This window comes from Streptosporangium sp. NPDC023963 (assembly GCF_040639135.1).
In the GTDB taxonomy this organism is placed as follows: Bacteria; Actinomycetota; Actinomycetes; order Streptosporangiales; family Streptosporangiaceae; genus Streptosporangium.
This window is the reverse complement of record NZ_JBEZZK010000006.1, coordinates 197,357-223,335: the sequence shown is the minus strand read 5'-3', so window position 1 is coordinate 223,335 and position 25,979 is coordinate 197,357. Positions and strand designations below refer to the sequence as shown.

At 71.9% G+C, this 25,979-nt stretch carries 21 protein-coding genes and 1 riboswitch; of the genes, 4 read left to right on the top strand and 17 right to left on the bottom strand.

What is annotated here, in order from left to right:
• Positions 1-180: 180 nt before the first annotated feature.
• From AB0F88_RS20785 to AB0F88_RS20740, 10 genes are all read right to left on the bottom strand, one after another.
• Positions 181-1,503, bottom strand: a complete 1,323-nt coding sequence (locus AB0F88_RS20785; protein ID WP_362686117.1) for a cobyrinate a,c-diamide synthase — start codon at positions 1,501-1,503, stop codon at positions 181-183.
• A complete protein-coding gene (cobO, locus tag AB0F88_RS20780) occupies positions 1,497-2,099 on the bottom strand; it encodes a cob(I)yrinic acid a,c-diamide adenosyltransferase (protein WP_362686114.1) in 603 nt (200 codons plus the stop codon). Before cobO ends, AB0F88_RS20785 begins: the two co-directional genes overlap by 7 nt.
• Before the next feature lie 151 nt (positions 2,100-2,250).
• Positions 2,251-4,458 carry a magnesium chelatase subunit D family protein gene (locus tag AB0F88_RS20775; protein WP_362686111.1) on the bottom strand — a complete coding sequence of 736 codons (2,208 nt, stop codon included), beginning with the start codon at positions 4,456-4,458 and terminating at the stop codon, positions 2,251-2,253.
• Positions 4,459-4,514: 56 nt separating this feature from the next.
• Positions 4,515-5,078: a histidine phosphatase family protein gene (locus AB0F88_RS20770; RefSeq protein WP_362686107.1), complete on the bottom strand. Its 564-nt coding sequence runs from the start codon at positions 5,076-5,078 to the stop codon at positions 4,515-4,517.
• Positions 5,075-5,815, bottom strand: a complete 741-nt coding sequence (locus tag AB0F88_RS20765) for a CbtA family protein (protein ID WP_362686104.1) — start codon at positions 5,813-5,815, stop codon at positions 5,075-5,077. Before AB0F88_RS20765 ends, AB0F88_RS20770 begins: the two co-directional genes overlap by 4 nt.
• Before the next feature lie 7 nt (positions 5,816-5,822).
• A complete protein-coding gene (locus tag AB0F88_RS20760) occupies positions 5,823-6,017 on the bottom strand; it encodes a CbtB domain-containing protein (RefSeq protein ID WP_362686101.1) in 195 nt (64 codons plus the stop codon).
• A 34-nt stretch (positions 6,018-6,051) separates the two neighbouring features.
• Positions 6,052-6,181, bottom strand: a riboswitch (cobalamin riboswitch).
• Positions 6,182-6,292: 111 nt separating this feature from the next.
• A complete protein-coding gene (gene dop / locus AB0F88_RS20755; protein WP_362686098.1) occupies positions 6,293-7,810 on the bottom strand; it encodes a depupylase/deamidase Dop in 1,518 nt (505 codons plus the stop codon).
• 87 nt (positions 7,811-7,897) lie between these two features.
• Complete coding sequence (locus AB0F88_RS20750) at positions 7,898-9,055, bottom strand: acyltransferase (protein WP_362686096.1); 1,158 nt, start codon at positions 9,053-9,055, stop codon at positions 7,898-7,900.
• A 253-nt stretch (positions 9,056-9,308) separates the two neighbouring features.
• Complete coding sequence (arc, locus tag AB0F88_RS20745; protein WP_362686093.1) at positions 9,309-11,072, bottom strand: proteasome ATPase; 1,764 nt, start codon at positions 11,070-11,072, stop codon at positions 9,309-9,311.
• Between the two features lie 205 nt (positions 11,073-11,277).
• Positions 11,278-12,156, bottom strand: coding sequence for a tRNA (adenine-N1)-methyltransferase (locus AB0F88_RS20740; protein WP_362686090.1), 879 nt, complete (start codon positions 12,154-12,156; stop codon positions 11,278-11,280).
• Positions 12,157-12,425: 269 nt separating this feature from the next.
• Here AB0F88_RS20740 and AB0F88_RS20735 point away from each other — a divergent pair, with 269 nt between their 5' ends.
• Entirely contained in the window at positions 12,426-13,532 is a 1,107-nt protein-coding gene (locus AB0F88_RS20735) for a GNAT family N-acetyltransferase (RefSeq protein WP_362686087.1), read from the top strand.
• Positions 13,533-13,580: 48 nt separating this feature from the next.
• Here the strand turns inward: AB0F88_RS20735 and AB0F88_RS20730 are convergent, their stop codons facing one another.
• Both AB0F88_RS20730 and AB0F88_RS20725 read right to left on the bottom strand, forming a co-directional pair.
• Complete coding sequence (locus AB0F88_RS20730; RefSeq protein ID WP_362686084.1) at positions 13,581-14,804, bottom strand: aminotransferase class III-fold pyridoxal phosphate-dependent enzyme; 1,224 nt, start codon at positions 14,802-14,804, stop codon at positions 13,581-13,583.
• 135 nt (positions 14,805-14,939) lie between these two features.
• Positions 14,940-15,872, bottom strand: coding sequence for a sugar kinase (locus AB0F88_RS20725; protein ID WP_362686081.1), 933 nt, complete (start codon positions 15,870-15,872; stop codon positions 14,940-14,942).
• Between the two features lie 81 nt (positions 15,873-15,953).
• Between AB0F88_RS20725 and AB0F88_RS20720 the strand changes: the two genes are divergently transcribed.
• Positions 15,954-16,586 carry a TetR family transcriptional regulator C-terminal domain-containing protein gene (locus AB0F88_RS20720; protein ID WP_362686078.1) on the top strand — a complete coding sequence of 211 codons (633 nt, stop codon included), beginning with the start codon at positions 15,954-15,956 and terminating at the stop codon, positions 16,584-16,586.
• 42 nt (positions 16,587-16,628) lie between these two features.
• Here AB0F88_RS20720 and AB0F88_RS20715 read toward each other — a convergent pair whose 3' ends face one another.
• Entirely contained in the window at positions 16,629-17,417 is a 789-nt protein-coding gene (locus AB0F88_RS20715; protein ID WP_362686075.1) for a serine/threonine-protein kinase, read from the bottom strand.
• Between the two features lie 120 nt (positions 17,418-17,537).
• On the opposite strand from AB0F88_RS20715, the gene AB0F88_RS20710 reads away from it, so the two are divergent.
• Positions 17,538-19,649: a cation:proton antiporter gene (locus tag AB0F88_RS20710; RefSeq protein ID WP_362686072.1), complete on the top strand. Its 2,112-nt coding sequence runs from the start codon at positions 17,538-17,540 to the stop codon at positions 19,647-19,649.
• A 317-nt stretch (positions 19,650-19,966) separates the two neighbouring features.
• Here AB0F88_RS20710 and AB0F88_RS20705 read toward each other — a convergent pair whose 3' ends face one another.
• The 4 genes from AB0F88_RS20705 to AB0F88_RS20690 all read right to left on the bottom strand — a co-directional run bounded on the left by AB0F88_RS20705 (position 19,967) and on the right by AB0F88_RS20690 (position 24,674).
• Positions 19,967-21,445: an FHA domain-containing protein gene (locus AB0F88_RS20705; RefSeq protein ID WP_362686069.1), complete on the bottom strand. Its 1,479-nt coding sequence runs from the start codon at positions 21,443-21,445 to the stop codon at positions 19,967-19,969.
• The gene (locus tag AB0F88_RS20700) at positions 21,442-21,876 is read right to left on the bottom strand and encodes a hypothetical protein (protein WP_362686066.1); all 435 of its coding nucleotides are present in this window, start codon (positions 21,874-21,876) and stop codon (positions 21,442-21,444) included. The genes AB0F88_RS20705 and AB0F88_RS20700 overlap by 4 nt, the downstream gene beginning before the upstream one ends.
• A 12-nt stretch (positions 21,877-21,888) precedes the next feature.
• Entirely contained in the window at positions 21,889-23,424 is a 1,536-nt protein-coding gene (locus AB0F88_RS20695) for a hypothetical protein (protein WP_362686063.1), read from the bottom strand.
• Positions 23,425-23,582: 158 nt separating this feature from the next.
• Positions 23,583-24,674 carry a site-2 protease family protein gene (locus AB0F88_RS20690; RefSeq protein WP_362686727.1) on the bottom strand — a complete coding sequence of 364 codons (1,092 nt, stop codon included), beginning with the start codon at positions 24,672-24,674 and terminating at the stop codon, positions 23,583-23,585.
• A 168-nt stretch (positions 24,675-24,842) separates the two neighbouring features.
• Here AB0F88_RS20690 and AB0F88_RS20685 point away from each other — a divergent pair, with 168 nt between their 5' ends.
• Positions 24,843-25,721: a RecB family exonuclease gene (locus AB0F88_RS20685; protein WP_362686060.1), complete on the top strand. Its 879-nt coding sequence runs from the start codon at positions 24,843-24,845 to the stop codon at positions 25,719-25,721.
• The last annotated feature ends 258 nt before the right edge of the window (positions 25,722-25,979 follow it).

Sequence of the window (25,979 nt, the reverse complement as noted above, 5' to 3'; positions counted from 1 at the left end):
ACGGATGGAGCGCGAGAAACCGCGAAAAGGCCAGCCGTCGGCATCCCCGGCTTTCAACACATCCCAAGTCTTCGCCAATCATCACAAATTAGCTCGATCTAACCTCGGGTCGTTTCCGACCGCTTCGGACCGGCCCGGACCGGCCTCGATCAGCCCGGGGCGATCCGGGGCGGGGAGAGGTCAGACGACCGGGACGCGACGGCAGGCCTCGACGAACCTGGAAGCCAGCCGGGGACTGCCGGCCCAGTGCAGGTGCAGGTAGGAGGCGGTGATCCGGCCGTCGGCGAACCCGTCGGCGCCGCCACGCCAGCGGAACAGCGGCCGGTCGGGGGCGGGCTCGACCGCGGTGCGATGGAACTCGTGGCCCCGGTAGCGCTCCCCGTCCCTGGTGAGCGGCGAGTCGCGGACGGCCACCGCGTCCCGGTAGCCGAGGGTGAGGGTGCCGGTCATCCTGGCCTCGATGTCGAGGACCCCGCACATCGGCCTGCCGTCCAGCTTCCTGGCGAGGTACAGCAGGCCCGCGCACTCGGCCGAGATCGGCCCGTCGAACGCGGCGACCTGGTCGCGCAACGGCTCGTTGGCCGACAGCTCGGCCGCGTAGACCTCGGGGAACCCACCCCCGATGACGATCCCGCGAGCCCCCTCGGGGAGGGTCTCGTCGACGAGCGGGTCGAAGGGGACGACCTCGGCGCCCGCCGCCGCCAGCAGCTCCACCTGCTCGGTGTAGCCGAAGGTGAAGGCCTGCCCCCCGGCGACCGCGATCCTCGTGACGGGAGCGGCGGGCGGCCCCGGGCTCCACGGGACGGCCGGCAGCGGCGGCGCGGTACGGGCCAGCCGCAGGAGTTCCTCCAGGTCACAGGAGGCGGCGACCAGGTCCGCGACGGCGTCCATCGCCCTGACGGCCTGGGTGCGGCGCTCGGCCGCGGGAACCAGGCCCAGGTGCCTGGAGGGGGTGGCGACGGCGTCGCTGCGGCGGATCGCGCCGAGCACCGGGACACCGCTCTCGGCGAGCGCCTCGCGGCAGATGGCCTCGTGCCGTTCGGAGCCGATCCGGTTGAGGATCACCCCGCCGAGCCTGATCCGGGTGTCGTAGGAGGCGAACCCGTGCACCAGCGCCGCCACGGAACGGCTCTGCTTGGCGGCGTCCACGACCAGGACCACCGGGGCGCCGAGCAGCCTGGCGACGTGCGCGGTGGAGGCGAACTCGGTGGAGCCCGCACCGTCGTACAGGCCCATCACCCCCTCCACGACCGCGATGTCCGCCCCGGCGGCCCCATGCAGGAACAGCGGGGCGACGAGTTCCTCCCCCACCAGCCAGGGGTCGAGGTTGCGGCCGGGGCGGCCGGTGGCCATGGCGTGGTAGCTGGGGTCGATGTAGTCGGGCCCCACCTTGTGCGGGGAGACCGCCATGCCCCGGCGGGCGAGGGCGGCCATCAGACCGGTCGCCACGGTCGTCTTGCCCGCCCCGGAGGCGGGGGCCGCGATGACCAGCCGGGCTACCATTCGATGCCCTTCTGGCCCTTCTGCCCGGCGTCCATGGGGTGCTTGATCTTGCCCATCTCGGTGACCAGGTCGGCGGCGTCGAGCAGCCGGGGATCGGCGTCGCGGCCGGTGACGACGACGTGCTGGCCGCCCGGGCGCCCGCGCAGGGTCTCGACCACCTCGTCGACGTCGATCCAGCCCCACTTCATCGGGTACGTGAACTCGTCGAGCACGTACAGGCGGAACGTCTCGGCGGCGAGGTCGCGTTTGATCTGCTCCCAGCCCTCGCGGGCGTCGGCGGCGTGGTCCTCCTCGCTGCCGGGGCGCTGGATCCAGGACCAGCCCTCGCCCATCTTGTGCCAGGAGACCGGCCCGCCCTCACCGGAGTCGCCGAGCACCCGCAGCGCCCGCTCCTCGCCGATGCGCCACTTGGCGGACTTCACGAACTGGAAGACCCCGATCGGCCAGCCCTGGTTCCAGGCGCGCAGGGCCAGGCCGAAGGCGGCGGTGGACTTGCCCTTGCCCGGTCCCGTGTGGACGATCAGCAGCGGCCGGGTGCGGCGCTGCCTGGTGGTCAGGCCGTCCTCGGGCACGCTGGCGGGTTTGCCCTGCGGCATCGTCGCCCTCCTTTCACTGTCATACAGCTCACTGCCATACGGCTCACCGCCATACGGCTCACCGCCATGCGGTACGACGTCTTCACCGGCCGTTCACCCTCACACGGTGCGGCGCCCTCACCGTTCCGCCGTCCTCGCCGGTTCTTCGCGGTCACGCGGCGCCGCGCCGCTCACGGACCATCCCGGCCAGGTCGGTGAGGTCGTCGAGGCGTACGGTCTCCGCGCCCATCCGCGCCGCCAGCGAGGCGGCGAGGCCGAGGCGCACGTGGCCGCCCTCGCAGTCGACCACCACCCCCGCCACCCCGGCCAGCAGTCCCGCCGCGCGGTGGGACTCCTCGACGGTGCCCGAGGTGGCCCGCCCGTCGGTGACCAGGACCACCAGCGGGCGCCTGGACGGGTCGCGCAGCCGCTCGACCCGCAGCACCTCGGCGGCCCGCAGCAGACCGGCGGCCAGCGGGGTCCGCCCCCCGGTGGGGAGCTCGCGCAGCCGGGCAGCGCCGGCCTCGACGGAGGAGGTCGGCGGCAGGACCAGGTCGGCGCGGGCGCCTCGGAAGGTGACGAGCCCGACCTTGTCGCGGCGCTGGTAGGCGTCGAGGAGCAGGCCGAGCACCGCTGTCTTGACCGCCCGCATGCGCTGCCTGGCGGCCATCGAACCGCTCGCGTCCACCACGAACAGCACCAGGTTGCCCTCGCGGCCCTCGCGGACCGCCTCCCTGAGGTCGCCGCGCCGCAGCAGCAGTCCCGGCCCGCTCCTGCCCCGCGCGACCTGGTGCGGGGCCGCGGCGCCGACGGTGGCCCGCAGGTGGAGGGAGCCGGTGTGGCCCTCGGGGATCCGGGCCCCCGTGGTACGGCCCAGGGGCGTCCTGGCGCGTGACCGGCGCCCCGGGGCTCCGGCGCCGACACCGGGGACGGTGAACAACCTGGTCCTGCCCCCGGGCTCGGCGTCGAAGGTCTGCTCTCGGGCCGGTGCTCCTCCGGCCGTCTCCGGCGGTTCGCCGGGATCCGCGGTGGAGGCGGCGGGCTCCCGCTTCCCGTGGCCGGGACCGTCCGGGACGTCCGGAGCCGCGGGCCGGGAGGCCTCCCTGCCGTCGCGGCCGCCGGGAGCGCCCGGGTCGCCCGCCTCCTCCGGGATGGCGTCCCCGGCCTCGGGGCCGCCGTCGGGCGCGGGCCCGTCCGGATCGGTGCCCCCGGGGCCGCCGCCGGGGCCGCCGGAGTCGTCCGGGTCCTCGGGGTCGCCGGGGTCGTCGGGGATCTGGTCCAGGAGCTCCTGGAGCTTGGACTCGTCCAGGCCCGGCGCGTCGAAGGGGTCGCGGCGGCGGCGGTGCGGGAGCGCGAGCCTGGCCGCCTCCCGTACGTCGTCGGCGGTGACGGAGGTGCGGCCCTGCCAGGCCGCGTGCGCGATCGCCGCACCGGCGGTGACCAGGTCGGCCCGGAGCCCGTCCACCTCGAACCCCGCGCAGACGGTGGCGATCCTGAGCAGTGCCGCGTCCGGCAGGACGACCTGGGGAACCCTGGCACGGGCCTCGGCGATGCGCGCGGCCAGTGCCCGCTCCTCGCCCGCCCAGGCGGCGGCGAAGGCGTCGGGGTCGGCCTCGAAGGCCAGGCGGCGCCGGACCACGTCCACCCGCTGGGACGGTTCCCGCGAGGCCCGGACCTCCACGGTCAGCCCGAAGCGGTCGAGCAGCTGCGGGCGCAGCTCCCCCTCCTCGGGGTTCATCGTCCCGACCAGCAGGAACCGGGCGGCGTGCCGTACCGACACCCCCTCGCGCTCGACGTAGCAGGTGCCGAGGGCTGCGGCGTCGAGCAGCAGGTCCACCAGGTGGTCGTGCAGGAGGTTGACCTCGTCGACGTACAGGACGCCCCGGTGGGCGCTCGCCAGGAGGCCGGGTTCGAAGGATTTCACGCCCTCGGTGAGGGCTCGCTCGATGTCGAGGGAGCCGACGAGGCGGTCCTCGGAGGCGCCGACGGGCAGCTCGACCAGGCGGGCGGGCCGCACGGCGCCGTCCCGCGCTCCGCCGGACCGCGCGACGCCGGACTGAACGGTGGCGGGCTGAACGGTGGCGGGCCGAAGGGTGGCGGGCGGGGTGGGCCGGTCGCCCGGTTCGGTACGGCCCTCGTGCGGCCCGTCCGGGCAGCCGGGGTCGGGGGCGTCGGGGTCGCAGGAGAAGCGGCAGCCGGTCACCACCTCGACGGGCGGCAGGAGCGCGGCCAGCGCCCGTACGACCGTGGACTTGGCGGTGCCCTTCTCCCCCCTGACCAGCACTCCCCCGACGCGGGGGGAGACCGCGTTGAGGATCAGCGCGAGTTTCAGGTCCTCCAGCCCCACGATCGCGGTGAAGGGATAGCGGGAGTCACGCACCTTCGGGATCTCCTGTCCGTCTCGTCGAATCAAAGGGTCGCCGGGCGCTCGAACCGTCACGGGAAGTAGCTGAGCCGCCAGCGCCCGCCGCGCCCGGTGAGCGTCACGCGGGCCAGCGGCGCGACGTCGACGCGCCAGAAGGCCTGGGCGGGGGCGCCGAGGGCGTGGACGACCGCGGCGCGGATGACCGCCGGGTGGGTGACCGCGACGGCCCTGCCGGGGGCGCGGACGGCGAGCCAGCCGGACACCCTGGCCAGGAGCGCGGTGACCGGCTCCCCGCCGTGCGGCGCCGCGCCGGGGTCGCCGAGCCAGGAGGCGAGCGCCTCGGGTTCCGCGGCCTCGACCTCGCCGAGCGTCATCCCGCTCCAGCGGCCGTAGTCGCAGTCGGCCAGCAGCGGGTCGTGCTCGGCCCGCAGGCCGAGCGCCGCCGCCGTCTGGACGCAGCGCAGCTCGGCGGGGCAGGCCGCGGGACCCGGGCCGAGGTCCCGCGCCATCCCCTCGGCCCGGCGCAGGCCGGGTTCGTCGAGTGGTTCGTCACCCGGGAACGCGGCCCGTACCGTCGCCGAGGTGGAGGCGTGGCAGACCAGGAGCAGGCGGGTGACCCCCGAGGGGGTCGTCACACCGGGCCGCGCCCGCGGGCGGCGAAGGCGAACAGCGCGCCGACGCCGGCCCAGAAGACCACCTGGGTCCCCATGGAGGCGACCCGGAAGTCCCACAGGAGGTCGGCGGGGAAGCCCCGGGGCACCTCCGAGATCTCCGGCAGGAGGATCCAGGCCGCGACGACGGGGACCAGGAAGGTGGCGCCCGCCGACAGCCAGCGCACCCACGGTTCGCTCCGCGAGGCGTAGCGGTAGGCGGCGACGGCGGCGGCGACCGCGAGGATCCCGATGACCACCGCGACCAGGTAGAGCACGGTGCGCTGGTTGATGGTCTCCGGATCACCGACGGCCGGTGGGTTGGCGGGATATTTCACGAAAGGGATGAGGACGACGGCGGTGAACGCCGCGGCGGCGAGGGTGACCGCGAGCACCGGCTCCGAACGGGGGCCCGCCCGGCCGCGTACGGCCGCGTAGACGAGGGAGAACAGGCCCCCGACCGCCAGGCCGTACAGGCCGAGGGCGAGGAAGAGCCCGAAGCGCTGCCCGTCCCTGCTGACCAGCGCCTCCTCCTCGTCGTGGGAGTGGGCGGCGGTCCCGGTGTCGTCGTGTGACCCGGCCGGGGCGGCGGCCGCGGCCGCCTCCTCCAGCGCGATGGCCTGGTCGATGCGAGGTTCGCCGACGGTGTAGGCGAAGACGGCCGCGAGCAGCCCTGCGAGCAGTCCGACGACGAGGCCCCGGACGATGAGTTTGGTGATCACCTGTGGCTCAGTGGCACGGCACGCCGAGCAGGTGACGCCCGTCGTGCATGAGTTCGTGCAGGTAGTTCCCCGCCTGTGAGATCGCTCCCTGGTCGAAGGTGACCAGGTAGGCGAGGAGCAGCAGCACCGGTACGGCGAGCAGCCAGCGGGTGAGCGAGGGCCATGGGATGGGCTGGGTGTGCGGTGCCGAGATCTGGCTCACGGCTACCTCCTCCGGGATTGACGCGTCCCTTTTCGTAGGTCGGTGGCGGCCGAGTGTGACCTGGCTTCCGGCTCCTGGGAGCCGGTTACAGTGGCGCGACCGCACCGGAGTTTCACCGGATTTCCCTCGCACCGCCACAAAACACCCGGAACGTATCCCGGTTCTCTGTCCCCCGTCAATCCGGGTGTCCGGTTTGACGGGCTCCGGCCCTCACGGGGTCCGGGCATGACGAGGGGGGAGGTGGCCCGGCCGGACCGCCTCCCCCCTCGCGGGAGTCACTGCTCGCCGGTCAGCGCCGTCACCAGCTCCGCGGCGGTACGGCAGCGGTCGAACAGCTCGCCCACGTGTGCCTTGGTGCCGCGCAGCGGCTCAAGGGTGGGGACGCGCTGCAGCGACTCGCGGCCGGGGATGTCGAAGATGACCGAGTCCCAGGAGGCCGCGGCCACCGACTCGCTGTACTGGCTCAGGCAGCGGCCGCGGAAGTAGGCTCGGGTGTCGTTGGGCGGCACCTCGATGGCCCGCTGGACCTCTTCCTCGGTGACCAGCCGCTGCATGCGGCCCCGGGCGACCAGCCGGTTGTAGAGCCCCCGGTCGGGACGGATGTCGGAGTACTGGAGGTCGACGAGCTGCAGGCGCGGGTGCGACCAGGGCAGGCCGTCACGGGTGCGGTAGCCCTCCAGGAGCTCCAGCTTGGCCACCCAGTCGAGCTCCCCGGACAGCTGCATCGGGTCCTCCGCCAGGCGGGTGAGGACCGACTCCCAGCGCTCGAGGATGTCCTTGGTGGGCTCGTCCAGGCCGTTGGCGCTGCGCTCCTCGGCGTACTTGCGGGCGAGCTCCAGATACTCCATCTGCAGCTGCACCGCCGTCAGCTTGCGACCGTCGCGCATGGAGATCTCGTACTTGAGCGTGGGGTCGTGCGAGACCGCGCGCAGGGCCTGGACGGGGTTGTCCACGGCCAGGTCGCGGGTGAAGTAGTTGTCCTCGATCATGGCCAGGACGAGCGCGGTCGACCCCAGCTTCAGGTAGGTCGAGATCTCCGACATGTTGGCGTCGCCGATGATGACGTGCAGGCGGCGGTATTTCTCCGGGTCGGCGTGCGGCTCGTCCCGGGTGTTGATGATCGGCCGCTTGAGCGTCGTCTCCAGGCCCACCTCGACCTCGAAGAAGTCGGCCCGCTGGCTGATCTGGAAACCCTCGCCCCGGGAGTCCTGGCCGATGCCGACCTTGCCCGCGCCGGTGACGACCTGCCGGGAAACGAAGAACGGCGTCAGGTGCCTGACGATGTCGGCGAACGAGGTGGCCCGGCGCATGAGGTAGTTCTCGTGACAGCCGTAGGAGGCGCCCTTGTTGTCGGTGTTGTTCTTGTAGAGCTGGATCGGGGCGTTGGCCGGCATCGCCGAGGCGCGGACCGCCGCGTCGTGCATCACCCGCTCGCCAGCCTTGTCCCAGATCACCGCCGCCCGGGGATTGGTGCACTCGGGCGTGGAGTATTCGGGGTGGGCGTGGTCGACGTACAGCCGGGCCCCGTTCGTGAGGATCACATTCGCCAGGCCGAGGTCCTCGTCGGTCAGCTGGCTCTGGTCGGCCACTTCCCGCGCGAGGTCGAACCCCCGTGCGTCCCGCAGCGGGTTCTCCTCCTCGAAGTCCCATCGCGCGCGCCGAGCCCTCGCGGCCGAGGCCGCCAGATAGGCGTTCACGACCTGAGAGGAGGTCACCATCGCGTTGGCCCCCGGCTGTCCGGGCACGGAGATGCCGTACTCGGTCTCGATGCCCATCACCCGCCGTACCGTCATGCGCACCCTCTGTTCGTCAGGGACTGATTCTCTCCGTGGTATCTATTCCCGACCCTAGACCCTTCACTATGCCCGGTGGTCGGACAGTTATGGCACCGAAGCCTTTTCGCCCGTTGCGAGGGGGATCGAGGAGAGCGCGGGGAGCTGTGACGGGGACGGGGATGCGGCCCTTCTCCGCCTCCTGGACTTGACGAACTCCTGAAGCGGACGCTCGGCCAACCGGTACACCAGGTAGGAGAACGCCATCGCGGCCAGCACGGTGACCAGCGCGGTCAGCGGGGGCGGCAGCGTGTCCCGCAGGGCGGGAACGATCAGGACCGCGGCCGGGGTGTGGAACAGGTAGAGCGGGTAGGTGAGCGCGCCCAGGACGACCAGGCCGCGCCAGCGCAGCCACCCCAGCCAGCCGAGCGCCACCATCGCCATGAGCACGTAGAAGCCGATCACGGTGGCGGCCACGGCCCACTCGGGCACGGGCATCGCGGCGTAGCCGACGTTCTCGATCCGCCCGGCCACCCGGTCGATCGCCGCGTTCACGGCCAGGCCGCCGCTGATCCCGGCGAAACACCACAGGACGAGCCTGGGGCCGAACTTCGTCATCAGGAAGAACGCCATGCCGCCGACGAAGTACGCCGCGTACTTGGGCATGACCACCAGGTCGACCCAGGCCTCGTCGCTCCCGGTGAAGAACCCGGCCGCCAGCAGCCAGACGCCCATGAAGGCCAGGCAGCGGTTGAGCGTCACCCCGGCGATCACCAGGATCGAGATCAGCACGTAGAAGCGGAGCTCCACCCACAGCGACCAGTAGACGCCGTTGGCGTCGTAGACGCCGAAGGCCCGCTGGAGCATCGTGAGGTTGATCCCGTACTCGCCGAGGCCGAGCTTGGGGTCCAGGGCCGTGGCGGCGGTCAGCCCGTAGACGGCGGCGGTGACGGCCACGCTGACCCAGTAGGCGGGAAACAGCCGCACCAGCCGGGAGAGGGCGAACGCCCCCAGGCCCCGCCCCCAGATGCTCATCAGGATCACGAAGCCGCTGATCATGAAGAACAGCTCGACGCCGAGGATGCCGAGCCCGGAGACGGTGGAGATCGCCGGGAACAGCTCGGCCGGGCGGTCGCCCCACACCGAGGCGAAGGCGATGAAGTAGTGGAAGGCGAGCACCGCGATGGCGGCGAGGAAGCGCAGGAGGTCGAGCTCGGCGAGGCGGCCGCCTCCCCGAGGCGCCTCGCGGGACCCCGCGCCGTTCACCGGGCGGCCGGGCCGGAATGTTCACGCACGCCACTTGGACGGCGTCTCGATCATTCGGGTTCCCTGTGACGGCCGTTATTTCCGTTCACTCCCGGGACGGGCGTGAACGGAAATACGGACCTTTAACTACAAAAATGGATAAAACCGGACAAGATTTATCACCTGCCGAACGCTCGCACCGTCGACGAGGGTTTCGGGAAGACGCCGGCGGCGCGGTCCCCGGGAGGGGAGCCGCGCCGCCGGTCACACGTGGTTACAGGTACTGACCGGTGTTGGCCACCGTGTCGATGGAGCGCCCGGCCTCGGTGCCCTGCTTGCCCGTCACGAGGGTACGGATGTAGACGATCCGCTCGCCCTTCTTGCCGGAGATGCGGGCCCAGTCGTCGGGGTTGGTGGTGTTGGGCAGGTCCTCGTTCTCGGAGAACTCGTCCACGCAGGCCGCCAGCAGGTGCTGGATCCGCAGGCCCTTCTGCCCGGTCTCCAGGAACTGCTTGATCGCCATCTTCTTGCCGCGGTCGACGATGTTCTGGATCATCGCGCCGGAGTTGAAGTCCTTGAAGTACAGGACCTCCTTGTCGCCGTTGGCGTAGGTCACCTCGAGGAAGCGGTTCTCCTCGCTCTCGGTGTACATCCGCTCGACGACCCGCTGGATCATGCCGGAGATGGTCTCCTGCCGGTTGGCGCCGTGCTCGGAGAGGTCCTCGGCGTGCAGCGGGAGCTCGGGGATGAGGTACTTGGAGAAGATGTCCTTGGCCGCCTCGGCGTCCGGCCGCTCGATCTTGATCTTGACGTCCAGGCGGCCGGGCCGCAGGATCGCCGGGTCGATCATGTCCTCGCGGTTGGAGGCGCCGATCACGATGACGTTCTCCAGGCCCTCGACGCCGTCGATCTCCGACAGGAGCTGGGGAACGATGGTGTTCTCGACGTCGGAGGAGACGCCCGAGCCTCGGGTCCGGAAGATCGAGTCCATCTCGTCGAAGAACACGATCACCGGGGTGCCCTCGGAGGCCTTCTCGCGAGCCCGCTGGAAGACCAGGCGGATGTGCCGCTCGGTCTCGCCGACGTACTTGTTGAGAAGCTCGGGACCCTTGATGTTGAGGAAGAAGCTCTTGCCGGACTGGCCGGTCTTCTCCGCGACCTGCTTGGCCAGGGAGTTGGCGACGGCCTTGGCGATGAGCGTCTTGCCGCAGCCGGGCGGCCCGTAGAGCAGGACGCCCTTGGGCGGGCGGAGCTTGTGCTCGCGGAAGAGGTCGGCGTGCAGGTACGGGAGCTCGATGGCGTCCCGGATCTGCTCGATCTGCCGCATGAGCCCGCCGATCTCCTCGTAGGAGATGTCGGGCACCTCCTCCAGGACGAGCTCCTCGACCTCGGACTTGGGGATGCGCTCGTAGACGTAGCCCGAGCGGGGTTCGAGCAGCAGGGAGTCGCCCGCCCGGATCGGCTGGTCCATCAGCGACTCGGCGAGCTTCACCACCCGCTCCTCGTCGGCGTGCGAGATCACCAGCGCGCGCTGGCCGTCCTCGAGGAGCTCCTTGAGCATCACGATCTCGCCCAGGTCCTCGAAGCCGAGGGCCTCGACCACGTTGAGCGCCTCGTTGAGCATGACCTCCTGGCCACGCTTCAGCGACTCGACGTCCACCGCGGGACTCACGTTCACCCTGAGTTTGCGGCCACCGGTGAAGACCTCCACCGTGCCGTCTTCCCTGGTTTCGAGGAACACACCGAACCCGGACGGCGGTTGCGCCAGCCGGTCTACCTCCTCCTTCAAGGCGACGATCTGGTCCCTGGCCTCCTTGAGGGTGGCCACCAGACGCTCGTTCTGGCCGGTTACGGCCGCGAGGTTCGCCTGCACGTCATGGAGACGCTCTTCGAGAATCCTGGCCTGCCGGGGAGACTCCGTCAGCTTCCGACGCAACGCGGTGATCTCCTCCTGCAGGAAGGAGACCTGTGTTGTGAGGTCGGCGACCTCCCGTTCGCGCTGCGCGGCACGAGCCTCAGCGTCGTCGCGAGCTGCCACGGCGTCACCTCCTTCCCAGTCGAGACCGACTACTCAAAACCCTACCCATCTAAGGGCTGTCCCTTACCTGGCTGAGCAGTGTTCATATGACTACATTAAGTGCGTGATGATTAATCCTTTTTGGCGCTTTTAGTCCTAGAAGTATAAGAACACGAAGGTCTGCTTCCGTGTCACGCTCTCACGGACCGTCGTGGCCGAATCGTCATCATGTGGCGGAAGACGTGGAAGTCGTGGACTCCTCGCCATTGGCCCCCTTCGCCGGACGTCTACGTCGAGGTGGTGGCGTCACCCCGTCGGCCATGCGACGGGCCGTGACCAGGAACCCGGTGTGGCCGACCATCCTGTGGTCGGGCCGCACGGCGAGCCCCTCGACATGCCAGTCACGAACCAGGGTCTCCCACGCATGGGGCTCGGTGAAACTCCCGTGCTCCCGCAGAGTTTCGACCGTACGCGAGAGCTGGGTTGTGGTCGCGACATAACAGCAGATCACCCCGCCTGGGGTGAGAGCCCGGGCCGCGGCGTCCACGCATTCCCAGGGGGCGAGCATGTCCAGGATGATCCTGTCGACGTCGCTCTCGTCGAGATCCTCGACGAAGTCGCCGACCACCAGGCGCCACTGCTTCATCGGGCCGCCGTAGAACTTCTCCACGTTCTTGGTGGCGATCTCGGCGAAGTCCTGGCGCCGCTCGTACGAGGTGAGGGTGCCCTCGGAGCCGATGGCGCGCAGCAGGAAGCACGTGAGCGCGCCGGAGCCGACGCCCGCCTCCACCACCTTGGCGCCGGGGAAGATGTCGGCCATGGCCACGATCTGGGCCGAGTCCTTGGGGTAGATCACCGCCGCGCCGCGCGGCATGGACAGCGTGTAGTCCTGGAGGAGGTGCCTGAACGCCAGGTACTGGGTGCCGCCGGACGAACGGACCACCGACCCCTCGGGCTGGCCGATCAGCTCACTGTGCGGGATTCCGCCCTTGTGCGTGTGGAACACGCCGTCTTCCTTCAGCGTCACCGTGTGGCGCTTGTTCTTGGGGTCGGTGAGCTGCACCTGATCCCCGGCCTGAAACGGCCCATGCCTGCGAAAACCCATGCCCGCAAGGTTATCGGCGCGCGGCGGTGCCCTCGGACGGCCGGGGACGCCCCCGCCCCGGTCGCCCGGAGGAGGCGGGGAAAGCGAGGGAAGGCCGGGGGAGGCCGGGGGAGGCGGAGCGGAGTCCCGCGGTACGAGGACGGGGACGGGGACGGCGGAGGGGATGCGGAGGGAGGGCGGGGAGCGGACGGGCGGAGGTGGTTCACAAAGCGCCACAAATGCCGTAAAACGATTCGCCCCCCAGGACGGCACCTGGTAGCTGTTGTGGTGTGTTTCCCCATGATCTGATTCCGGCGGGCCCCGTCGTCCTGAGGTCGCTCGCCCCCTCCGACGCCGAGGCGATCGTCCGCGCCTGCGCCGACCCGGAGATCGTCCGGTTCATCCCCCCCATCCCCGTGCCGTACACCCGGGACGACGCGCTCCGGTACCTGGAGCAGAGCCGGCAGGAGTGGCAGGCCGGAGGGGCCCCGTTCGCGATCGCGGACGCGGGGACGGACGAGTGGCTGGGCAACATCGGCCTCATGGCCCGCCCCCGTGGCACCACCGAGATCGGCTATCTGGTCGCGCCGTGGGCGCGGGGCCGCGGGGTGGCCACGGCCGCCACCGCCGCGCTGACCCGCTGGGGGCTCGAGCACGGCGCGAAGCGCGTCGAACTGCTCGCCAACGTGGAGAACCTGGCCAGCCAGCGGGTCGCCCTGGCCGCCGGTTTCCACCGCGAGGGCGTGCGGCGCGGGGCCGAGGAGCAGCGGGACGGCACCCGCCACGACCTGGTGGCCTTCGCGCGCCTGCCCGGCGACTCCGGCGAGCGCGTGACGCCCCTCCTGCCGGAGTTCCCCGGCGGCTCGCTGACCGACGGGGTCGTCCGGCTCAGGCGGCTCACCCTCGCCGACACCGCCGACTACCTGGCGATGCGGAACCTGCCCGACATCATGAGGTACAGCGTCCCGCCCGAGCCCTGCACCTTCGAGGAGGCCGAGGAGCGGTGCCGCACCGCGGGCGCGAACTGGCTGGCCGGTACGGGGGCCGAGATCGCGATCCTGGACGCCGCGACCGGCGCGTTCGCCGGGGACATCCAGCTCAGCGGGGTGATCCCCCCGCTGGGGCAGGCCATGACGGGCTACAGCGTGCTGCCGGGGTTCCGCGGCAGGGGCTTCGCCGCCAGGGCGGTGGACCTGCTGGTCGGCTGGGCCTTCGAGCACACCCCCCTGGCCCGGATCATCGCGGGCACCTCGCCCGGCAACATCGCCTCGCAGCGCGTGCTGGAGCGGGCAGGCTTCACCCGGGAGGCCCTGCTGCGCGGGCTGCTGCCCGGCCCCGGCGGCACGCGCCTGGACGACCTGCAGTGGTGCCGCCTGCGGAGCGAGGCCCGGCGCTAGCCGTACACCGCCGTCCCGGCCCGGCGTCCCCCGACGCCGGGCCGGGTCTCAGTCGGCGCCGAAGCGGGCCCTGAGCTTGGCGTAGGCGGCGTCGGTGCCCTGCAGTGCCCGGTCGATGTCGGCGTCGGTGTGGGCGGCCGACAGGAACCAGTTATGCCAGGGGTGGAGGTAGACCCCCTCCTCCAGGCAGGCCGCGGCCCAGAACATGCCCTTGTCCAGCGTCGCGTCGCCCTCGAAGGAGAGCCACGGGATCTGGACCGGCCCCGTCTGGTTGACCGTGAAGCCGTGGGAGGCGGCCTGGGCGGCCAGCCCCTCGCGCAGGCGGGTGCCCGCGCGCTCCATCAGCGCGATGCCGTCGACGGCGCGCAGCGTCTCGATCGTGGCCTTGGCCGCGGCCATCGGGGCGGCGTTGAACCAGAAGGAGCCGGTGGAGTAGAGCGTCTGGGCGGGCCCGCGCAGGGAGTCCACCCCGGTGACGGCGGCGATCGGGTGGCCGTTGGCCATGGCCTTGCTGAAGGCGTACAGGTCGGGGCGCACGCCCAGGGGCTCCCAGGAGCCGCCCAGGTCGATCCGCCAGCCCCCGCGCACGTCGTCGATCACCAGCGCGGCGCCGATCCGGTCGGCCAGGGCCCGCACCCCCCGGGCGAACTCCGCGGCGACGAGCTCCTGGTCCTCGAACGAGTCGTGCTTGAACGGCGTCACGATGATCGCGGCGACGTCGCCCTCCGCCTGAGCCGCGGCGGCCTCGGCGCTGGCGAGGTCGTTGTAGGTGAACTCGACCAGGTCCGCGCGCTCGTTGGGGGTGGTTCCCGCCGTGCTGGGCGTGCACCACGGGTCGGCCCCGTGGTAGGCGCCGTGCGCCATGAGGACCTTGGTCCTGCCGGTGGCGGCGCGGGCGACCATCAGCGCCTGGGTGGTGGCGTCGGTGCCGTTCTTGGAGAACATCACCCAGTCGGCCTGCGGGACGGTCTCCACCAGCAGCTCGGCGAGCTCCACGTAGACGGGACCGGGGCCGTTGAGGCAGTCGCCCGCGGCGAGCTGGGCCGCGACGGCGCTCTCGACGGCGGGGTGGCGGTGGCCGAGCACCATGGGCCCCCAGGAGCACATGAGATCGACGTACTCGCGGCCGTCGGCGTCACGCTGGCGGCATCCCTCGCCCCCGACGAAGAACTGCGGGTAGGCGGGACCGTGCAGGGCCGCGTTGAGATGGCCGTACATGCCGCCGGGGACGACCTTGGCGGCCCGCTCCCTGAGTTCGGCGTCGATGGACATGCGTCGTCCTTTCACGTCTGAAGCCACGTCTGAAGTCACGTCTGGGTTCACGTCTGGATGCGTTCGGGCGGTTCGCTACCGCTCCCGCCGCCCTTTCGCGACCCGGAGGTCGCGGGCGGCGGGGTCGCGGCGGGGTCACTTCTCGTCCCGGAGCTCCCGCGCCCCGTCCAGGCCCGCGTCCGAGCCGAGGCCCCCGGCGACGCGGGCGGCCAGCGCGGTGCCGAGCCTGGCGGCGCCGGCCACGTCGCGGCCGTCGACCAGACCGGCGATGAAACCGGCGCAGTAGGCGTCGCCGCACCCGGTGGTGTCGACCACCGGCACGTCGAGGGCGGGCACGCGGGTGAGGCCCTCCGCGCCGGCGATCAGGCTCCCGTCCGCGCCGAGCGTGACCAGGACGGCCGAGGGGCCCTCCGGCAGCAGGGCCAGCAGGGCCATCGCGGCCTCCTCCACGTCGCCCCCCTCGCCCGCGCCGCTCATCAGCAGCGCCTGCTCCTCGTTGGGCAGGAGGTAGTCGACGTGCGGCAGGAAGGTGCGCACCCCCTGCATGAGGTCGGGCATGTTGGACAGCAGGTCCATGGTCACGGTCGTGCCCGCCGCCCGGGCCTCGTCCAGCAGCGCGTAGAACGCGGGGTCGTACAGGCCCCAGGTGACGTCCATGCCGCCCAGGTGCACGACCCGCGCGCCGAGGACGGCCTCGCGGGCCACGTCGGCGGTGGACAGGCCCAGGTTGGCTCCGGGGACGTGGAAGGACGGGCGGCCGCCGTCGGGACGGATCGGCAGGATCGAGGCCGCGGTCTGCTCCCCCGGTTTGCGGACGATCCCGGTCACCTCGACCCCGCGCCGCTTCATCATCATGAGGAGCAGGTCTCCGAGCTCGTCGTCGCCGATCGCCCCCACCGAGGACACCGGGACACCGAGCGCGGCCAGGTCGACGGCGGTCGCGGCGGCGGCGCCGGCGGCGGTGACCCGGATCTGTTCCAGCAGGTGGGTGTCCTGCCCGGCGGGGATCGACTCCACCGGTCTGGCGAGCACGTCCACGATGTGCACGCCGAGGGAGACGACGGTCATGGTGAGTCCTCCTCGTGTCTTCAGCGGATAATAGACGGGCGCCCGACTAAAATGTCAACGAATCCATGCGAAAGGGGCGAGGTGCCGAAGATCGTCAATCACCGTGAGCGCCGCGAGGAGGTCGTCGAGGCCGCGCGGCGCATCATCCTGCGCGAAGGGATCGAGGCCGCCACGACCAGGGCCATCGCCAGGGAGGCCGGTTACTCCAACGGCGTGCTGACCCACTACTTCGCCGACAAGGACGACATCATGCTGTCGGCGCTGCGGTCCTCACACCGGCGCATCGTGGAACGCCTGCGCGGCAAGCTGGCCGGTCTCACCGGGCTGGTCGCGCTGCGCGAGCTCCTCCTCGACAACCTCCCGCTGGACGACGAGCGCGCCGGGGAGAGCGGGCTGGAGATCGGCTTCTGGAGCCGCAGCATGACCAGCCCGGCGATGCTGGAGGCGCAGCGCGCCGAGGCCGAGGAACTGCGCTATCTGGTACGCAGCCTGCTCGGCGCGGCGGCCGGCGGCGGGGAGATCGCCACCGCCGACGATCTCGACGACGTCACCGAGCGGCTGCTCGCCCTCGTCGACGGGCTGAGCGCGCACCACCTGCTCTATCCGGACAGGCTCGGCGCCGCGCGCCTGGAACGGATGCTCGACGCCGAGCTGGACCGCCTGCGCCCGGACGGCGGGCGGGCCGGGCCCGGCTCTCAGGCCGGCGGCGCGTAGGGACCGCCTGCGCCCCGCCGCAGGGCAGGCCCGGCCGCGCCCTCAGGCCAGCAGCGCGTGGAGCCGGTCGGCCACCCCCCTGGCGGTGGGCCGCTTGGCCACGTCGCCGAGGCAGTCCTGGACCAGGTCCGACAGCTCGGGCTCCAGGCCCGGGTCGATCGACGGCGGCGTGCTGTTCAGCCTGCGCAGGGTCAGCAGCGGGTCGTGGGTGGGCAGCTCCCCGTAGAGCCCGTTGCCGCTCACCGCCCAGTGCAGCGTCGCGCCCAGCGACCACACGTCCCCCGCGGGGCTGGGAGTCTCTCCCTGCAGCAGCGTGGGATCGGTGAACTGCGCCGATCCGATGTCCCCCATCCCGGTCACCGTCGCACCCGGCGTCAGCACCTGCGACAGGCCCAGGTCCGAGAGCTTGCCGCCGTCGTCGGTGAGCAGCACGTTGCCGGGACGGATGTCGCGGTGGACGATCCCCTCCTCGTGCAGCGCCTGCGCCGCGTGGGAGACGCAGGCGATCGAGCGCAGCACCCGCTCGCGCGAGGGGCGCTCCGCGGGACGCGCCAGCGAGCCCCCCGGCAGGTACTCCATCGAGTAGTAGAACACCCCGCCCTGCTGTCCGGCGTCGTAGAGCCGCACCAGATAGGGCGAGCGCACCGCGGCGAACGCCTTCAGCTCCCTCGTGGCGCGCCGGAACGCGTCGTTCCCGGTGCCGCCCACCACCTTCACCGCGACCAGGTCCGCCTCGACGGGCAACCGTTCCGGCCGCTTCGCCACGTAGAACTCGCCGTGGTTGCCCGCCCCCAGTGACCGGACGAACTCGTAGTCGGCGATGCCTTCCACCAACGGTCTCCCTCCATGCCCGCGCAACGTTCGCGACGACATTCCCCACACGGTAACGTCGCCCTCGACATTCTCGGGGCTTTTCTTTGCTTACGGAAAGCGTGCCGTCACGTGCTCCATATGGACCTGCTCCTGCTCGACCTCGTCATCGTCCTCGCGGCGGCCCGGCTGTTCGGAGCGCTGGCCAGGCGACTCGGCCAGCCGCCGGTCATCGGCGAGATCGTGGCGGGCATCCTGCTCGGCCCCACCCTGCTGGGCCCTCTGATCGGCGACGAGCTGTTCGGCCCCGAGATGCGGCCCCCGCTGCAGGCTCTGGCCAACGTCGGCCTCGTGCTGTTCATGTTCGTCGTCGGCCTGGAGCTGGACCAGAAGCTGGTCAGGGGCAAGGGCCGGATCGCGGTGACCGTGGCGCTCGGCTCGACGGTGGTGCCGTTCGTCCTGGGGTGCGTGCTCGCGCTGGCCATCGCGGGCGAGCACGTGGGCGGCGACAGGACCCTGCCGTTCGTGCTGTTCATGGGCGCGGCGATGGCCGCCACCGCGTTCCCGGTGCTGGCCAGGATCCTCACCGACCGGGGCATGCAGCGCATCACGCTCGGCGGCCTCGCCCTGGCCTCGGCCGCCGTCATCGACGTGCTCGCCTGGACCGTCCTGGCCGTGGTGGTGGGCATCGCCGGGGCGGGAGAGGCCGAGGGGCAGTGGAAGGTCCTGCTCGCCCTGCCGTACGCGCTGGTGATGTTCCTGGTGGTCAAGCCGCTGCTGGCCCGCCTGGTGCCCGCGTACGAGAGGGCGGGGCGGCTCACGCCCGGACTGCTCTCGCTGGTGCTCATCGGCCTGATCGGGTCGGCCTGGGCCACCGAGTGGATGCACGTCCACTTCATCTTCGGGGCGTTCGTGTTCGGCACGGTGATGCCCCGCGAGGGGGCCGAGCGGCTCAACCACGAGATCCTGGAGCGGCTGGAGCAGCTCGCCGTGCTGCTGCTGTTGCCGATGTTCTTCGTGGTGGCGGGCCTCAACGTCAACCTTCGCGAGCTCGACCTGTCCAGCCTCGGCACCCTCGCCGCCATCCTCGCCGTCGCGATCGGCGGCAAGGTGCTCGGCTCCTACGCCGCCGCCCGGACGCAGCGGCTGCCCGCCCGGCAGTCCTGGACGCTGGCCGCCCTGCTCAACACGCGAGGGCTCACCGAGATCGTCATCCTCACCGTCGGCCTGCAGAAGGGCGTGCTCGACGACGAGCTGTACTCGCTGATGGTGGTCATGGCCCTGGTCACGACCGCGATGACCGGCCCGCTGGTGCGCAGGCTCTATCCCGACCGGCGGGTGGCCCGCGACGTCGCCGACGCCGAGCGCGCCGCCCTCGGGGTGACCGCCGCCCACCGGGTGCTGGTGATCGTGCCGGAGCCTCCCGCCGAGCAGGCCCCGCTGGTCGGCCTGGCCACCACCCTGGCCCTGTCGAGATCTCCCTCCGAGGTGGTCCTGGGGCACCTGCGCCCCTACCCGGCGGGGCGCCTGGAGGTCGGCAGCGGCCTCTCCTCGGAGCTGGCCGAGCTGGCCGAGACCCTCCAGGAGCTGGAGACCCTGGCCGCCACGGCCCGCGAGCGCGGCCCGGACAGCAGGGTGGTGAGCCGGTTCAGCGCGGACGTGGCGGGCGAGCTGCCGGGACTGGCCTCCGGCGCCCGCCCCGACCTGCTGGTGCTGCCCGCCGGTGTCCCCGGCCACGCCGGGGTGCGCGACGGCGCCACCTGCCGCGTGGTGACCGTGGCCGGGCCCGGACCCGGCTCGCCGTCCGAGTCCTCGTCGTCCCCGTCGTCCCTGTCGTCCCCGTCGTCCCCGTCGTCCCCGTTCGGGCAGGCCGGGCCCGGCTCCGTGCCCGGCTCCGTGTCCGGCTCCGTGCCGGGGCCGGTGGCGGTGCACCACGGCCCGGGAGGCGACGCGGCCGCCCACGTGGCGCTCACCCTCGCGACGCTGCAGGGGCGTCCCCTGGTCCTCACCGGGGGAAACCGGGCCTCGGCACTGGCCCAGCGGCTGGTCAGGCTCGGGGTGGAGGCCACCTCCGGCCCGGTCCCGGAAGGCGCGCTGGTCGTGGCCGCCGACACCGCGAACGCCCCCGAGGGCGCCCACCTGCTGGTCCGCGCCGAGCAGGACGCCGACCCGGTCGACTGGGCCGAGGCCGTCTCCGCCCTGCGCGCCCCGGCCGCCCCGACCGCCCCGGCCGCACCGGTCACACGGCCCTGACCGCCCGACCGTCCCGCCCCCCTGCCCCGGGAAACCTGCCCCGGGAACACCGGGAACTGCCCTGGGAAACCTGCCCCGGGAACACCGGGAACTGCCCTGGGAAACCTGCCCCGGGAACACCGGGAAAGCCCGGAAGCCCGAGAACACCGGAAGCCCGGGAGCACCGGGAAACAGCACCTCGGGAACGGCGGCTCCCTCGAAACCCGGAGAACACGTCGGGCGGCACGGCCGTGGCCGTGCCGCCCGGAAGGCGAGAGTCGTTCTCAGAGAGGTGTTCTCAAGAGAGGTGTTCTCAGGGGCAGATGTTCCCAGCGTCCTCAGCGGTTGCGGTGCGACTCGTAGCGCATGGTGCGTGAGACGCCGATCCGCACGGTGGTGCCGGGCAGGATCGCGACCGGCTCGTTCGGCGGGATGTCGTAGAAGTTGGGGTCGCCGGGCGGCTGGATCTGGGTGCCGTTGACCGACCCCAGGTCGACCAGGTTGACGTCCCAGCCGTCCAGCGCCACCCGCAGGTGACGCCGGGAGACCGAGCCGTCGGGGCTGGTGACCTTGGCCGGGCGTACCGAGCCGTCGGCCACCTCGGGAGCCCGCTCGGGGTCGCGGCCCACCAGGTAGTCGGTGTCGAGCCGCAGCGTCATGCCGTCGTCCAGGAGCAGCACCCCCAGCGGCGGGCGCGGCCCCTTGTACGGGACCAGGGTGCGCTGGACCAGCGCGATGCCGCAGACCGCGCAGTAGGGCACGCGAGGGTCGTTGAAGTGGTCGTTCTTGCAGTCGACCCCGTAGACCAGCGGCCGCGCCTCGGGCTCGGCCGCGGGGCCGGAAGGCTCGTTCCCCGGCTGCGACCCCCCGGGCGTCAGCAGCTCGTACTCGAACGGCTGGTCGCGCACGTCGATGGGGTCCCCGCCCATCCCGCTCGCCATCGCCGTGTCGATGTCCTCGTGGTGGACGACCGACGGAGCGGGCCCGGTCGAGGGACCGCCGGAATGGCCACCCGGGTGGCCGGGAGAGGAGAGCGGGCCCTGCGGGGACGCCGCGGGCATCGGCTCGGAGTGCCACCCCTGCGGCTGCGGCTCGCGCCGCGGCTCCACCGGCGGGGCGACCGGGGGGTAGGGCTCGGCCGGGCCCATCGGGTAGGGCGCGGGCGGGGCGGCCTCCGGGGGCGCCGACCACTCGGGGGGCGTCGACCGCTCGGGCGGCGCGGGCATCGGGGTGGGCGCGGGGACCGCGGGCTCCATCCGGGGCGCGGCCTGCTGGACGTTCTGCTGGGCGTGCTGCCCCTGGGGCGCGGCGGACTCCGTCCGCGGCACGGCCCGCGGGGCGGCGCCCGCCTCGGTCGGGTCACACCGGACCCCGCCCGCGACGATCACCCCGGCGTCCAGCCGGGACAGCGGGTGCGCGTCCCCGGCGTCGGGCAGGCGTAGCTCCACCTGGGTCACCGGGCCGGGGACCAACCGGTCGGACCAGGTGAGCGCGTCACGGCCGGCGAGCTGGATCTCACCGTTCGCGCCGGTCACCGACGCGAACGCCGGGCCGCTGACCAGGACGGCCACTCCCCCGCTGACGGGACCGGCGACGGCGCACGCCACCGGCTCGCCCATCATGACGGCGAGGATCTGGGCGACCCGGCGGGCCAGCGCCCGGCCGTCGCCGCCGGAGGCCGCGGTCTCCCGCAGCGCTCCCAGCAGATCCTCGACGACGGCCTCGGCCGCGTCGCACACCAGCAGCAGGCCACCCTCGTGGGCCACCAGCCCGTTGCCCGGAAGCGGACGCACCACCCCGAAGCCCTGGTCGGTCACAGAACTCTCCCTCCCCGGAAACGCCACCGGATGAACGGCACCCTCATGGGGCCGTTCGTCACCAACCAGATGCATACCCAGACGACGGTGAAGTGCGTCCAGAAGGCGGCAGGCGGGACCGGATCGATGAAATCGACTGCACCGGACCGTAGCAAAAAGTACAGCACAAGACCTTCGGGCACGAGTGTCAGCAGGCCGAAGAGGGTCGGCCAGTCCTTCTCCCATCTGAACTGCATCAGGAAGTGGTATATCAGCTCCCAGACGACCCCCAGCACGGCCACCGCCGCGATGACGAGGAGGCCGTTGACGTAGCGGCCGGAGAGCGACCCGGAAACGGGAAGCAGCGGAACGATCAGCAGGGTGATGACCACGCCGACGGTGGCGAGCATGAACAGGCGCGTCTGAATACGGCCCAGCAGGGTCGGAACCACGGGAGATACTCCTTACACCGACGAGTTGCGGGCCCATTTGAACCACTGCGAGGTCGATCGCAGAGGTCCCATCTTCTTGACGAATCCTCGCCGTGCCAGGTCGTCGGCTATCTCCTGGGCCGCGATCTGCAGGCCGAGGAAGGTGTCGACGCCGGGGAAGTAGCCGCCGAGCGTGGCCGACCCCGAGGCGTAGAGGGCGCCGTCGCCGCTGGCGGTCCCCTTCACCTCGAAGTGGCGCTCCACGTCCAGCCTGCCCACCGGATTGCGGCCCGCCCCGCCGTACTGGAGCAGGTCCGCGAAGATCCGGTGCTCGGCGATGTCGGCCTCGAGGCCCGTGCAGTCGATGATGTAGTCGGACACCGGCTCCCTGACGATGCCGTCGCCGCTGCGCACGTAGCTGACGAGCCGCCCGTCGCGGCTCTGCTCCACGCGGTCGACGGTGCCCTGCACGGCGTGGTAGTAGCCCCCGCTGCGGCCCGCCCGCATCTGCTCCTGCCAGCGCCGCCTGAAGGGGGTGTTGGTGCCGCCCATCTCCTTGTACTTCTTCGCCCGCTCGGGCCCCTCCAGCTTGCGCATCTCCGCCTTGAGCTGGCCGCCCCACACCGACTTGGGGTAGTTGAAGCCCTGGTAGGCCCAGCCGTCCCCGCCCTTGCGGCGCGACCAGACGTGGGGGCCGTGCGAGCCGCTGACGAACGTGCGGAAGATGTGGATGATCTGCGTCTGCAGGTTGTACTTCTCCCGGTCGTCGAACAGCCGCTGGAGCACCCGGGAGGCGACGATGCCGCCGCCGCGGATGACCACGGTGCCCGGCCGGGTCTTCAGGAACTCGTACACCTGCTCGTGCGGCTCGTAGGCGTTGACGACGTGCTGGTAGTCACCGTGCTTGGTGCGGAACTCCTGCAGGTCGGGCAGGAACTTCAGGCCCGGGTAGCCGACCGCGACGTGCACGAAGCGCGAGCGGAAGATGATGCGCTTGGTCGGCGCCGCGCCGTCGGGCGGGGTGACCACGGTGAAGTAGCCGCCGCCCGCCCTGCGGCGGATCATCCGCACCTGGCCCTTGACCAGCATGTCCCAGTAGTCGATGCGCTTGGCCTCGCGCTCGAGGTTCTCGAAGACGGTGCCGGCGCGCGGGGTCCAGTAGTCGTTCAGGAGCGGCTCGGTGAGGATCTGCCACAGGTACGACGGTTTCCTCTCCTTCCACGCCTCTTCCAGGGCGTAGGAGGGGAATCCCCACAGGTTGTCCGGGCGGGAGGAGGAGTCGGAGCGGATCCGCTCCCCCCGGGGGATCTGCGAGCACCTGGTGAGGAACTCGTAGGTCTGCCACGGGTGGTCGATGTTGGACACCACCCGCATCTGCGAGGTGGGAACGCCGTAGATCCTCAGGTAGTCGAGCGTCACGAAGGACCCCATGCCGCCGCCGACCGTGAGGAAGGGGATGTCGTACATGGGGATGCCCGCGGCCGCGACCATCTGGTCGGTCCATTCGGGGGCGCCGAGAAGATCCGGCGTCAGATCGCCGGCCGGAGCCGGTGTTCGGGGGGGTGCCAATTGACGTCCCTTAAGCTACTTGGCCGGCCGGTTCGCCGGCCAAAACCCTGGTCCTGGTATGTGCCGAAAACGAGGGGACGAACACACCTGATCCTCTCCTGCCGTCCCCGTCATCGGCGAGTATCCAGTGAGACGCATGTGAACCACCTGCGGTTCGCTTAAACCCCGCTGAACACGCGGTTCACGTCCGAGGTCGCGAGCACGCCGAAGATCTCGCCGCCGCGCTCCACCAGGAGATACTCCCCCGCCGGGGACTCGCGCATGGCGTCGATCAGCGGCTCCCCCTCCAGGTCGGCGGCGAGCACCAGCGACGGCTCCAGGCTGCGCGCCAGCGAACCCGCCGTCACCCAGGGGCGGCGGCTCTCGGGGGTGGCCTCCACCGCGACCTCGTTGACGATGCCCGTGGGGTGGCCCTCGTGGTCGACCACCACCATCGCCCCCGCCCGCGCCTCCGCGGCCCGGCGCAGGGCCTCGGCCAGCGGCACGTCGCCGGTCACCGCGATGGCCCGCCTGGCCAGGGCGCGGGCGTTGACCTCGGGGATGCGGGCCCGCACGCGGGCGCCGCGCAGCGCCTGGGTGGCGCCGAACCAGATGAAGGCGGCCAGCAGCATCAACCAGATGAGCATGGTCGTCTCCGGCTCCTGCCCGGCCACCAGCGTCAGCCCGACGGGCAGCACGATCAGGGCGACGGCCAGCACCCGGCCCGCCCAGGCCGCCGCGATCGTGCCGGAGACCGGCTTGCGGGTGATCTTCCAGACGCCCGCCCGCAGCATGCGCCCGCCGTCGAGCGGCAGTCCCGGCAGCAGGTTGAAGACCCCGACCATCAGGTTGGCGAGCCAGAGCTGGAAGACCAGGACGCCGACGATCGTGCCGGGGTCGATGACGTAGGAGGCGGCGAAGCCGAGCGCAGCCAGCCCGAGCGAGAGCAGCGGCCCGGCGAAGGCGACCATGAACTCCCTGCCGGGGGTCTCCGGCTCGCGTTCGATCTCCGAGACGCCGCCGAGCAGGTAGAGCGTGATGCGCCGTACCGGCAGGCCGTACATCCTGGCCACCACGCAGTGCGCCAGCTCGTGCAAAAGCACCGAGACGTACAGCAGCACCGCGAAGACGAACGCGACGACGTACGTGAGCGGGGTGTTCAGGTCGGGCAGCCGGTAGGCCACCACGCTCTGGAACGAGTAGGTGATGAAGGCCGCCACGATGAACCAGGTCGGCGAGACGTAGATCGGAATGCCGAACGGGCGGCCCATCCGCAGCCCCGGACTGTCCTGGCGTGGGCTGTCGCTGCTCACCGCTGGCTCACCATTCCTCGTTCCCTCTACCCTCAGGCCTCGATGGTACGCGCCATCGGGCCTCCGGCAGACGCCGCGAGGCCGCCCCGGGTCCAAACTGTCGTCACCGTGACCTACAGTGCGGTCATGTCACTGACCGAGCCCACGATCGTCGGAGCCCTGTCGCCGTCGCGCGCGGGTGACTTCATGACGTGCCCGCTGCTCTACCGCTTCCGGGTGATCGACCGGCTTCCCGAGCCGCCATCGCCCGCCGCGGTGCGCGGCACCATGGTCCACTCGGTGCTGGAGCGCCTGTACGACCTGCCCGCCCCGGAGCGCACGGTCTCCGCGGCCCAGGACCTGCTGGAGCCGCAGTGGCGCAGGCTCCAGGAGGAGGATCCGTCGTACGCGGGGATGTTCACCGGCGACGACGACCGCGCCGAGTGGCTGGCCCAGGCCCGCGCCATGCTGGAGCGTTACTTCACCCTTGAGGACCCCACCTGCCTGGAGCCCGCCGAGCGGGAGCTCTACGTGGAGGCGGTGCTCGGCAGCGGCCTGATGCTGCGGGGCTACATCGACCGGCTGGACGTGGCGCCCACCGGCGAGGTCCGCGTGGTCGACTACAAGACCGGCAGCGCCCCGGGGCCCGCCTTCGAGGCCAAGGCGCTGTTCCAGATGAAGTTCTACGCGCTGGTCCTGTGGCGGTTGCGCGGCTCGGTGCCCCGCATGCTCCAGCTGATGTACCTCGGGGGCGGCGGCGAGGTCCTGCGCTACATCCCCGACGAGGCCGACCTGCTGGCCACCGAGCGCAAGGTCCAGGCCCTGTGGCAGGCCATCGAGCGGGCCCTGGAGACGGGCGAGTGGCGCTCCAGGCCCAGCAGGCTGTGCGGCTGGTGCAGCTACAAGGACCTGTGCCCGGAGTTCGGCGGCACTCCCCCGCCCGTTCCCGAGCGGCAGCCCGGCGACACCGTCCGCAGCAACCGGCGCCCCGCCAGGACCTCGAGGGCGGCCACGGACGAGCTCTGACACGCCCTCCGGGACGGATGCTCTTCGGGAAGGATGCTCTTCGAAACGGATGCCGGAGCGACGCGGACGCGTCCGGTGGCGGCCGCGGCGCCGGCGCGGCCTCGCGGCGCGCTCCCCGGCCCGTCTCCGGCGTGGCCCTCACGGAAAGCCCCCGGCCCCGTCCAGGGCGTGTCCCCGCGCGCTTCCCGCGCGTTCCCCGGGGCGGATCCTTCGCGGGGATGAGGGCGATATCCACCTCTGGCAGGGTGGCGCCGCAGG

Excerpts from the sequence above, each read along its gene's own strand:
- AB0F88_RS20785 (WP_362686117.1), bottom strand. The coding sequence starts at position 1,503 with ATGGTAGCCCGGCTGGTCATCGCGGCCCCCGCCTCCGGGGCGGGCAAG.
- cobO (WP_362686114.1), bottom strand. The coding sequence starts at position 2,099 with ATGCCGCAGGGCAAACCCGCCAGCGTGCCCGAGGACGGCCTGACCACC.
- dop (WP_362686098.1), bottom strand. The coding sequence starts at position 7,810 with ATGACGGTACGGCGGGTGATGGGCATCGAGACCGAGTACGGCATCTCC.
- AB0F88_RS20740 (WP_362686090.1), bottom strand. The coding sequence starts at position 12,156 with ATGGGTTTTCGCAGGCATGGGCCGTTTCAGGCCGGGGATCAGGTGCAG.
- AB0F88_RS20730 (WP_362686084.1), bottom strand. The coding sequence starts at position 14,804 with ATGTCCATCGACGCCGAACTCAGGGAGCGGGCCGCCAAGGTCGTCCCC.
- AB0F88_RS20725 (WP_362686081.1), bottom strand. The coding sequence starts at position 15,872 with ATGACCGTCGTCTCCCTCGGCGTGCACATCGTGGACGTGCTCGCCAGA.
- AB0F88_RS20710 (WP_362686072.1), top strand. The coding sequence starts at position 17,538 with ATGGACCTGCTCCTGCTCGACCTCGTCATCGTCCTCGCGGCGGCCCGG.
- AB0F88_RS20690 (WP_362686727.1), bottom strand. The coding sequence starts at position 24,674 with ATGGGCCGCCCGTTCGGCATTCCGATCTACGTCTCGCCGACCTGGTTC.
- AB0F88_RS20685 (WP_362686060.1), top strand. The coding sequence starts at position 24,843 with ATGTCACTGACCGAGCCCACGATCGTCGGAGCCCTGTCGCCGTCGCGC.